This window comes from Cytobacillus firmus (genome assembly GCF_023715565.1).
Classification (GTDB): domain Bacteria; phylum Bacillota; class Bacilli; order Bacillales; family Cytobacillaceae; genus Cytobacillus; species Cytobacillus firmus_C.
In genome coordinates, this window is sequence record NZ_JAMBOJ010000056.1 from 23,633 (window position 1) to 33,374 (window position 9,742).

Consider the following 9,742-nt stretch of genomic DNA (forward strand, 5'->3'; position numbering starts at 1 on the left):
GAGCACTTGGAAAAGAGACTGCTATTAATGATTATTGGCGGTTTAGTGTTGCTGAATCTTATAACGTTGGCCTTTCTGCTTTTTAAAGGTGATGGGAGCGGGGAAGCAGTAGCTGAAATCGGCGGAGAGAAAATCACTCGCCAGGAATGGATGAGTGAGATGGAAACGAAGTACGGAAAAAGCACCTTAAGCGAATTAATCGATCAGAAGGTTATTGAGGAAGCCGGGAAAAAATACGGGGTGAAGATCTCTGATAAGGCAGTAGATCTTGAGCTGAAAATGGTCAAGACGATGTACGGCGGCAATTTCACCGATGAGATGAGTGAAGACAAATGGCGAAGGCAAATCAAGAACAATCTTATTCTTGAAGAGCTGTTGACGGCTGATGTCTCTGTCTCAGAAGAGGAATTGAAGAGCTACTATGAAGAGAACAGCAGCCAATTTCATGTTCCTGACAGCTATCACATCTCTCAAATCATTGTGAAAACAAAAGAAGAAGCAGAACAGACAGTGAAGGAGCTCGAAGAAGGCTCCAGCTTTTCTGTGCTGGCGATGGAGCGGTCCATTGATGAATTCACTGCCAACAATGGGGGAAATACAGGGTATGTCAGTGAAGATGATGAGCACATACCGGCAGAAGTCCTGGAACAGGTCAAAGACCTGAAGCCCGGCAAATGGACCAAGCCGGTAAAAACAGAAGAGGGCTATGCTGTTGTCATGTTACATGAGCATTTAAAGGGAGAAAAGTATTCCTTTAAAGAGGTGAAAAACATGATTCGCCGCCAGATTGCACTTGAGCAGATGGATGTTCCTGTCTCTGCAAAGCCGTTTTGGAAAGAGACGGATGTGGAATGGTTTTACGGTGAGAAGTAAAAATAAAAACACGGAGCGTATTCCGTGTTTTTTTCTGCATAAATTGAGTATTATGAATAAAGATGGGTATTTATAATGACAAAAGTATGAATTTTCTTTTAAATAGCAGTTAAATTCATTGACATTCCCATTGTAAGTTGGTAAATTTAGATTAAACCAATAAAAATAGTCGGAAATAAGGAGTGGGAAAATGGTACGTGTAGCAAATTCAATTGCAGATCTTGTTGGCCATACGCCAATTGTGAAACTGAACCGTCTTGTTGATGAAAATAGCGCAGATGTTTATCTAAAATTGGAATACATGAATCCGGGGAGCAGCGTAAAAGACCGTATTGCCCTGGCAATGATCACGGCTGCAGAGAAAGATGGAAGTCTTAAACCAGGTGATACCATCATTGAACCGACAAGCGGAAATACAGGAATCGGATTAGCGATGATTGCCGCAGCAAAAGGCTATAAAGCCGTTCTTGTAATGCCGGAGACTATGAGTATGGAGCGCCGCAACCTGCTTCGTGCATACGGGGCTGACCTTGTCCTCACACCTGGACCGGAAGGAATGGGCGGTGCGATCCGCAAGGCGCAGGAGCTGGCAAAGGAAAATGGCTATTTCGTGCCTCAGCAGTTTGAAAACCCTGCAAACCCTGAAATTCACCGTTTAACAACAGGACCTGAAATCACAGAGCAAATGGGCGACCAGCTGGATGCCTTCATTTCCGGAATCGGAACAGGCGGAACCATTTCAGGAGCTGGACAGGTATTGAAGGAAAAATATAAAGACATCAAAATTTATGCAGTAGAGCCAACTGATTCACCTGTCCTGTCAGGCGGAAAGCCTGGCCCGCATAAAATCCAGGGAATTGGAGCGGGATTTGTGCCGGAAACCCTGGATACGAAGATTTATGATGAAGTTATTCAGATTTCGAACGATGAAGCATTTGAATATGCCCGCCGTGCGGCCAAGGAAGAAGGTATCCTTGGAGGGATTTCCTCCGGTGCGGCGATCAGTGCGGCACTGAAGGTCGCTAAAGAGCTTGGCAAGGGCAAAAAAGTTCTGGCCATTCTCCCAAGTAACGGCGAACGTTATTTAAGTACTCCTTTATACCAATTTGAAGCGGAATAATACTTAAAACAGCGGTCAATAGCGGCCGCTGTTTTTTTGCGTCAATAAAAATTATGTAAGCATGCCCTGTATCATGTATGATGAAAAATAGAGAACTATATAGGGGTGACTTTTAGTGAAGCATCTTCAGATTCATGCAAAAAAAATACCTTATACATATAACCGCTTTTTCCGTACATGCCGCTCGCTGTCTGAGGGATTGCCCTACCATGTTTTACTGGAAAGCGGACGGGGCGGCAGGTACAGTATTGCGGCTTTTGAGCCGGAAGCCATTTTAACAGGAAAAAATTCACAGCTTGAAATCACTGCAGACGGTGAAAAGCAGGTGCTCGAAGGCAACCCCCTTCACCTGATGCAGGAATGGCTGAATCAATATAAAGCAGATAAGCTTGAAGAACTTCCTGACTTTCAGGGAGGGGCTATCGGGTTCATCAGCTATGACTACGCGCGATATATTGAAAAGCTTCCAAATGAAGCGCGGGATGATCTGCGAATACCTGATATCCACTTTTTTATTTATAAAGATTGCTTTGTCTTTGATCATGAAACCGAAATGCTCTGGCTTATTCTTTTATATGAAAAAGGGGAAGAGCATTCGATTGAAGAACGGGCGGAGAATTGGGAGCAGCGATGGAAGAAGGAGAGCGGTGAGCCTTCTGAGTCATCGGGATGTAATGAGGCAGAAGATATACTTGATGTATCCATGGATGAAGAAACATTCCATTCTGCTGTCCGGAGTGTCCAGGAATATATTTCACTGGGAGATGTCTTTCAGGTGAACCTATCGGTACGACAAAGCCGACCTATGTATACTGAGGCTATGGATGTATACGAACAGCTGAGAGTGTTAAATCCTTCTCCGTACATGGGATATTTCCACACCCCTGCCTACCAGCTTGTGAGCGCATCACCGGAGCTGCTGATTAAGAAAAAAGGAAACACCGTCAGCACGAGGCCGATTGCTGGAACAAGGTCCCGCGGGAAGGATCATGCGGAGGACCTTGAGCTCGCCAGTGAACTGATTGAAAATGAGAAAGAACGTGCAGAGCACGTAATGCTGGTTGATTTGGAGAGAAATGACCTGGGAAGAGTCTGCGAATACGGGACAGTTGAAGTGGATGAGTTCATGGTTATTGAAAAATACTCACATGTGATGCATATCGTTTCCAATGTAAAAGGTGAGCTTGCAGACGGCAAAAATGCAGTTGATATCATTGACGCTGTATTCCCCGGGGGGACGATTACGGGTGCCCCTAAAGTGCGGACCATGGAAATCATTGAAGAGCTTGAACCGGTCACAAGGGGACCATACACCGGCTCTCTTGGCTGGATTAATTTCAGCGGTGATCTGGAACTGAATATCATTATCCGCACTATGCTCGTGAAAGATGGACAGGCTCATGTGCAGGCAGGTGCAGGCATCGTCATTGACTCCAATCCGAAAAATGAATATAAAGAGTCGCTGAAGAAGGCGATTGCTCTTTGGAAAGCAAAAGAAATCGCAGAACAGGCAAAAGGGGATCAGCTATGATTTATATGATCGATAATTATGATTCTTTTACGTATAATCTCGTCCAGTATCTCGGTGAATTAGGCGAAGAGCTGGTTGTCAAAAGAAACGATGAAACATCGATTTCTGAAATAGGCAATATGCAGCCGAAGTTTCTGATGATCTCTCCGGGGCCGTGCAGCCCGAATGAAGCAGGCATCAGCCTGGAAGCTATTGAGGCTTTTGCAGGCAAAATCCCTGTCTTTGGCGTTTGTCTGGGACATCAGTCGATTGCTCAAGTATTCGGAGGCGAAGTGGTGCAGGCGGAGCGTTTGATGCATGGAAAAACCTCAGACATTTTTCACGATGGAAAAACCATATTTAAAGATCTGCCCAACCCTTTTCCTGCTACCCGCTACCATTCGCTAATTGTCAAAAAGGAAACACTTCCGGATTGTCTTGAGGTGTCTGCATGGACAGCTGAGGGAGAAATTATGGCCATTCGCCATAAGGAACTGCCTGTAGAAGGTGTCCAATTCCACCCTGAGTCGATTATGACTGCGGCCGGAAAGCAACTCCTTCAGAATTTTATTCAGCATTACAAAGCTGCACTGCAGGCAGAGGGGCTGTAAACCTTGTATATTTATATGAATGGGGAAGTTGTCAGGAAAGAAGAGGCCAGAATCTCTCCTTTTGATCATGGATTTTTATATGGAATGGGGTTGTTTGAGACGTTCCGTGTCTATAATGGGCATCCCTTTTTATTGGACGACCATCTGGAGAGGCTGAACCAGAGCCTTGAATCTATAAATATAGAAGCTGGGTATACAAGGGAACAAGTGCTCGAGATGCTTGAAATGCTGCTTGGAAAAAACGGATACGATAATGCCTATATCCGGATGAATGTGTCAGCGGGTAACGGCGAGATTGGCCTGCAGACAGATTCGTACAAAAACCCGAATACGATTATTTTCTGCAAACCGCTTCCGCCAAGAAGTGCAAACGCAGAAAAGCAGGCTGTGATGCTGGAGATCCCCCGCAATACACCTGAAGGGGCCGAACGTCTAAAGTCCCACCATTATTTAAATAACATTCTGGCTAAAAAGGAAGCGGGGGACGACCCAGGCATAGAAGGGATCTTTCTGACCAGGGATGGCTACCTGGCAGAAGGGGTCACTTCGAATTTATTCTGGATTCGTGATGGCCAGTTATTTACCCCCTCTCTTCATACCGGAATACTAAATGGCATTACCCGTAAATTCGTGATCAGGCTTGCTGAAAAGCTTGAGATGAATGTACAGGAAGGTCTGTACAGACTGAAAGCTGTAAGGGATGCGGATGAAGTTTTTGTCACGAATTCCATCCAGGAAATTGTGCCAATTTCCTCGTTGGACGGTCATTCAATGCCGGGGGTATCCGGGAAGAAAACATCAGAGCTCCAGATGTACTACGGAAACCGCTGTGAACAGTTATGGAGCAGGAATGAACTGTAGGAGGATTCAGAATGTCTAAAACAACAATTCAATGTGGGCCATATACGCTTGATTACGGGAAGAAAACCATTGTGATGGGAATTTTGAATGCAACGCCTGACTCCTTTTCAGATGGGGGAAAATACAGTCAGCAGGATCTGGCAGTCAAGCATGCTCTTGAAATGGTTGAAAACGGAGCAGATATCATCGATGTCGGAGGCGAGTCAACCCGTCCGGGATTTGATCCAGTGCCTGCAGACGAAGAACTGAAGCGGGTGCTTCCTGTTATCGAGGCAATTTCAAAGGAAGTGGATGTTCCGATATCCATCGATACCTATAAAGCGGAAGTCGCCAGGCAGGCCATTGAAGCCGGGGCCCACATTATCAATGATGTATGGGGAGCCAAAGCGGATCCTGAAATGGCGGCTGCTGCAGCAGAAACAGGGGCGCCGATCATACTAATGCATAACCGCAAGGATATGGAATATACATCCTTTTTCCGTGATGTCATGAATGACCTGTATGAAAGCATTGCCCTGGTAAAGTCTGCAGGTGTTAAAGACGAGAATATTATCCTTGACCCTGGCATCGGCTTCGCTAAGGACTTGAACTATAATCTGGAAATGATGAGGGATTTGGACAAGCTTGTGGCTATCGGGTATCCTGTATTGCTTGGCACATCAAAGAAGCGGATGATCGGAACCATTTTGGACCTTCCGGTTGAGGAGCGGACAGAAGGAACGGGAGCGACGGTGTGCTATGGCATCCAAAAGGGCTGTCAGATGATCCGCATTCATGATGTAAAGGAAATGAACCGAATGGCTAAAATGATAGACGCTTTAATGGGAAAAGGTGATTACAATGGATAAAATTTATGTGAACCGAATGGAGTTTTACGGCTACCATGGCGTTTTCCCTGAAGAAACACGGCTTGGCCAGCGCTTTGCTGTAGACCTTACTGTCGAAGCAGACCTGAAAAAGGCGGGGGAAACGGATAATCTTGATGACTCCATTAACTATGGTGAGCTGTATGCAGTGTGCAAAGAGGTTGTGGAAGGGAAGCCCTATAAGCTGGTTGAAGCTGTCGCAGAAAAGCTGGCAGCAGAACTTCTTTCCCGGTTCCCGCTGATTCTGCAGCTCACGGTCAAAGTTATCAAGCCTGATCCGCCTATTCCCGGCCATTATCAATCAGTAGCCGTTGAGATTACGAGAGGCAGATTATGAATAACATCGCTTTTATTGCACTAGGCTCAAATATCGGCAGCCGGTTTAACCACTTGAAGAAAGCAGTTGAGATGATTGATCAGCTTCCGGAAACCCAAGTGGTAAATACTTCATCTGTTTATGAAACAGATCCGGTCGGTTATGAAGATCAAGAACAATTTTTGAATATGGCAATCCAAATTTCTACCGGCTTAAATCCTTTTGAATTGCTGGATGCATGCCTTGATATCGAATTAAAACTTGGGAGAAAAAGGGAAATCCATTGGGGCCCGCGAACAATAGACCTTGACATTTTGCTGTATAGTCACGAAAATATTGAAACAGAGAAGCTAATAGTTCCCCATCCTCGGATGCATGAAAGAGCATTTGTCCTTGTTCCTCTTTTAGAGGTTGATTCCAGCATCGGGCTTCCGAAGATGGAGCGGCCTTTAATTTCAATACTGGAAGATATACCTGACAGAGAGGGAGTACGGATATGGAAGCAGAAAAATGGGGAAGACGTATTCGCGCTTTTCGAAAGCTAAAAGGATTTACGCAAGAAGGATTTGCAAGAGAGCTGGGTGTATCGGTTTCAATTTTAGGTGAAATTGAAAGAGGAAACCGCATGCCTGCACCGGCTTTAATCGAGCAGATCGCTCTGGCGCTTAAAGTGACAAAGGAAGAATTGGCTCCGATACAGGAGCAGGATTAATATATAAGTGAGAATAATGACAGAGGGAGGTGCAATTATGTTCAAAATAGGTGATATCGAGCTGAAAAACCGTGTAGTACTGGCTCCAATGGCCGGAATATGCAATTCCGCATTCCGTCTGACTGTGAAAGAATTCGGTGCTGGTCTTGTCTGTGCGGAGATGGTCAGCGACAAAGGCATTGTCCTCCAGAACGAAAAGACGATGAACATGCTTTATATTGATGAAAGAGAAAAGCCGCTAAGCCTGCAGATCTTCGGAGGCAAAAAAGAAACGCTTGTAGAAGCGGCGAAATTTGTAGATCAAAATACGAATGCGGATATCATCGACATTAACATGGGGTGCCCTGTCCCTAAAATCACCAAATGTGATGCGGGTGCCAAGTGGCTGCTTGACCCGGATAAAATTTATGAAATGGTTTCTGCTGTAACAGCCGCTGTTGAAAAGCCGGTTACCGTAAAAATGCGGATGGGCTGGGATGAAGATCACATCTACGCTGTTAAAAACGCCCAGGCGGTTGAACGCGCTGGGGGCAAAGCTGTCTCCCTTCATGGCCGAACACGTGTCCAGCTGTATGAAGGACAGGCGAACTGGGATATTATCCGTGAAGTAAAGCAGAACATTAACATCCCGCTAATCGGAAATGGCGATGTAGAAACACCTCAGGATGCCAAGCGCATGCTGGACGAAACAGGCTGTGACGGTGTCATGATCGGACGGGCTGCACTGGGGAACCCATGGATGATTTACCGTACAGTTAAATACCTGGAGACTGGTGAATTAATGGGCGAGCCTTCTGTTCGTGAGAAAATGGATGTGTGCATACTCCATCTGGACCGTCTGATTTCATTAAAGGGTGAACATATCGCTGTGCTCGAAATGCGAAAGCATGCTGCATGGTATCTGAAAGGAATCCGGGGCAATGCGAAGTTCCGCAATGGAATCAATGAATCCAATACAAGAGAAGAAATGGTGAGTGTTCTTAACGCTCTTGCCATTGATGCAGAAGAAAAAGAAAGAAGCCGGATACAGGCTGTATAAGCTGTGTAAAGTTTGACAGGCTGTCATTCTTTGCCTATAATACTTTTGATAAATGGAAGCTGCCAGTGCATGAACTGGCAGTTTTTATTCTATTTAACTATTTAGGATGTCTGAGTTACCCGCTTTGTGTAAAATAATAGAGATATACATTTTTGAACGACCGCGAATTGTGCGTACATAAAAAGACTTACAAAATGGAGATGATTTCAGTGAGCCAGAGTCATGAAGAATTAAATGACCAGTTGAAAGTAAGACGCGAGAAAATGAACAGCTTGCGCGAGCAGGGAATGGATCCTTTCGGGAAACGTTTCGACCGTTCACACCAAAGCAATGAATTAATTGAGCAGTACGGTGAGCTTGAGAAGGAAGAAATTGAGGAAAAGGATGTTTCTGTTACACTGGCAGGCCGCATCATGACGAAGCGCGGAAAAGGGAAAGCCGGATTCGCTCACGTACAGGACTTATCAGGACAAATCCAAATCTATGTCCGCAAAGATGCTGTTGGAGAAGAAAGCTACTCGATCTTCGAAACTGCAGACCTGGGAGATATTGTAGGGATCAGCGGCAAGCTCTTTAAAACAAAAGTAGGAGAACTGTCTGTAAAAGCGGAGGAATTTGTCCTCCTGACAAAATCATTGCGTCCGCTGCCAGATAAGTTCCACGGGCTTAAGGACGTGGAGCAGCGCTACCGCCAGCGTTACCTGGATCTCATTATGAGTGAAGAAAGCAAAAAAACTTTCGTCACGAGAAGCCGCATTATCCAATCAATGCGCCGCTACCTTGACAGAAATGGCTACCTGGAAGTTGAAACACCTATGATGCATTCCATTGCAGGGGGAGCATCTGCACGTCCGTTTATCACTCATCATAATGCGCTGGATATGGAACTCTATATGCGTATCGCGATTGAGCTTCATCTGAAGCGTCTGATTGTGGGCGGCCTTGAAAAGGTATATGAAATTGGCCGCGTATTTCGTAATGAAGGTGTATCTACACGTCACAATCCTGAATTCACTATGATTGAATTATACGAAGCATATGCTGACTATAGAGATATCATGAGCCTGACTGAAAACCTTATTGCGCATATCGCCCAGGAAGTGCTGGGAACAACTACTGTGCAATACGGCGAGTACGAAGTGGATCTGAAGCCTGAATGGAAAAGGCTTCATATGGTAGATGCAATTAAGGAATACACGGGGGTAGATTTCTGGAAAGAAACAAGTAAGGAAGAAGCCCAGCAGCTTGCGAAAGAACATGGTGTTGAAATCAAAGACAATATGGAATATGGCCATATTGTTAATGAATTCTTCGAGCAGAAGGTTGAAGAGAAATTAATTCAGCCAACATTCATCTATGGTCATCCTGTAGAAATTTCGCCGCTTGCGAAGAAAAACGACGAAGACCCGCGTTTTACTGATCGTTTTGAATTATTCATTGTAGCCCGTGAACATGCGAATGCCTTCACTGAGTTGAATGATCCGATTGATCAACGTGAGCGCTTTGAAGCACAGCTGAAAGAACGTGAAGAGGGCAACGATGAAGCTCATATGATGGATGATGACTTTATTGAAGCTCTTGAATACGGCATGCCGCCAACGGGCGGTCTTGGCATCGGAATCGATCGTGTTGTCATGCTGCTGACAAATTCACCTTCTATTAGAGATGTACTGTTATTCCCGTTAATGCGTCATCGTTAAAATTCTATAAAAAGGGGCTGGGACAAAACTAGCTTCAGATAGTAAGAAAGGTGAATTTGAGTGCGCTCAAATTCACCTTTCTCTTATTTCAGGGTATTAATTCTTTAAATTCTTATTTTTTGGCAGTGAATTTC

At 45.0% G+C, this 9,742-nt stretch carries 11 protein-coding genes; all 11 read left to right on the forward strand.

The genetic code is table 11. From position 1 onward, the window contains the following. Positions 1-6: 6 nt before the first annotated feature. The 11 genes from M3205_RS19380 (at position 7) to lysS (ending at position 9,608) form a co-directional block, all read left to right on the forward strand. Complete coding sequence (locus M3205_RS19380) at positions 7-873, forward strand: peptidyl-prolyl cis-trans isomerase (RefSeq protein WP_251171370.1); 867 nt, start codon at positions 7-9, stop codon at positions 871-873. 190 nt (positions 874-1,063) lie between these two features. Further along, positions 1,064-1,993 carry a cysteine synthase A gene (cysK, locus tag M3205_RS19385; protein ID WP_251171371.1) on the forward strand — a complete coding sequence of 310 codons (930 nt, stop codon included), beginning with the start codon at positions 1,064-1,066 and terminating at the stop codon, positions 1,991-1,993. Between the two features lie 115 nt (positions 1,994-2,108). After that, positions 2,109-3,524 (forward strand): aminodeoxychorismate synthase, component I, encoded by a 1,416-nt coding sequence (gene pabB / locus M3205_RS19390; protein WP_251171372.1) that lies wholly within the window; start codon positions 2,109-2,111, stop codon positions 3,522-3,524. After that, entirely contained in the window at positions 3,521-4,114 is a 594-nt protein-coding gene (gene pabA / locus M3205_RS19395) for an aminodeoxychorismate/anthranilate synthase component II (RefSeq protein WP_251171373.1), read from the forward strand. The genes pabB and pabA overlap by 4 nt, the downstream gene beginning before the upstream one ends. A 3-nt stretch (positions 4,115-4,117) precedes the next feature. Further along, the gene (gene pabC / locus M3205_RS19400) at positions 4,118-4,975 is read left to right on the forward strand and encodes an aminodeoxychorismate lyase (protein WP_251171374.1); all 858 of its coding nucleotides are present in this window, start codon (positions 4,118-4,120) and stop codon (positions 4,973-4,975) included. An 11-nt stretch (positions 4,976-4,986) separates the two neighbouring features. Next, the gene (gene folP / locus M3205_RS19405) at positions 4,987-5,823 is read left to right on the forward strand and encodes a dihydropteroate synthase (protein ID WP_251171375.1); all 837 of its coding nucleotides are present in this window, start codon (positions 4,987-4,989) and stop codon (positions 5,821-5,823) included. After that, positions 5,816-6,178: a dihydroneopterin aldolase gene (gene folB, locus M3205_RS19410; protein WP_251171376.1), complete on the forward strand. Its 363-nt coding sequence runs from the start codon at positions 5,816-5,818 to the stop codon at positions 6,176-6,178. The genes folP and folB overlap by 8 nt, the downstream gene beginning before the upstream one ends. Then, entirely contained in the window at positions 6,175-6,702 is a 528-nt protein-coding gene (gene folK, locus M3205_RS19415) for a 2-amino-4-hydroxy-6-hydroxymethyldihydropteridine diphosphokinase (RefSeq protein WP_251171377.1), read from the forward strand. Before folB ends, folK begins: the two co-directional genes overlap by 4 nt. Next, on the forward strand, positions 6,654-6,869 hold the full coding sequence (locus M3205_RS19420; RefSeq protein WP_251171378.1) for a helix-turn-helix domain-containing protein: 216 nt from the start codon (positions 6,654-6,656) through the stop codon (positions 6,867-6,869). The genes folK and M3205_RS19420 overlap by 49 nt, the downstream gene beginning before the upstream one ends. A gap of 37 nt (positions 6,870-6,906) precedes the next feature. Next, positions 6,907-7,908: a tRNA dihydrouridine synthase DusB gene (gene dusB / locus M3205_RS19425; protein WP_251171379.1), complete on the forward strand. Its 1,002-nt coding sequence runs from the start codon at positions 6,907-6,909 to the stop codon at positions 7,906-7,908. A gap of 200 nt (positions 7,909-8,108) precedes the next feature. After that, complete coding sequence (gene lysS / locus M3205_RS19430; protein ID WP_251171384.1) at positions 8,109-9,608, forward strand: lysine--tRNA ligase; 1,500 nt, start codon at positions 8,109-8,111, stop codon at positions 9,606-9,608. Positions 9,609-9,742: the final 134 nt, after the last annotated feature.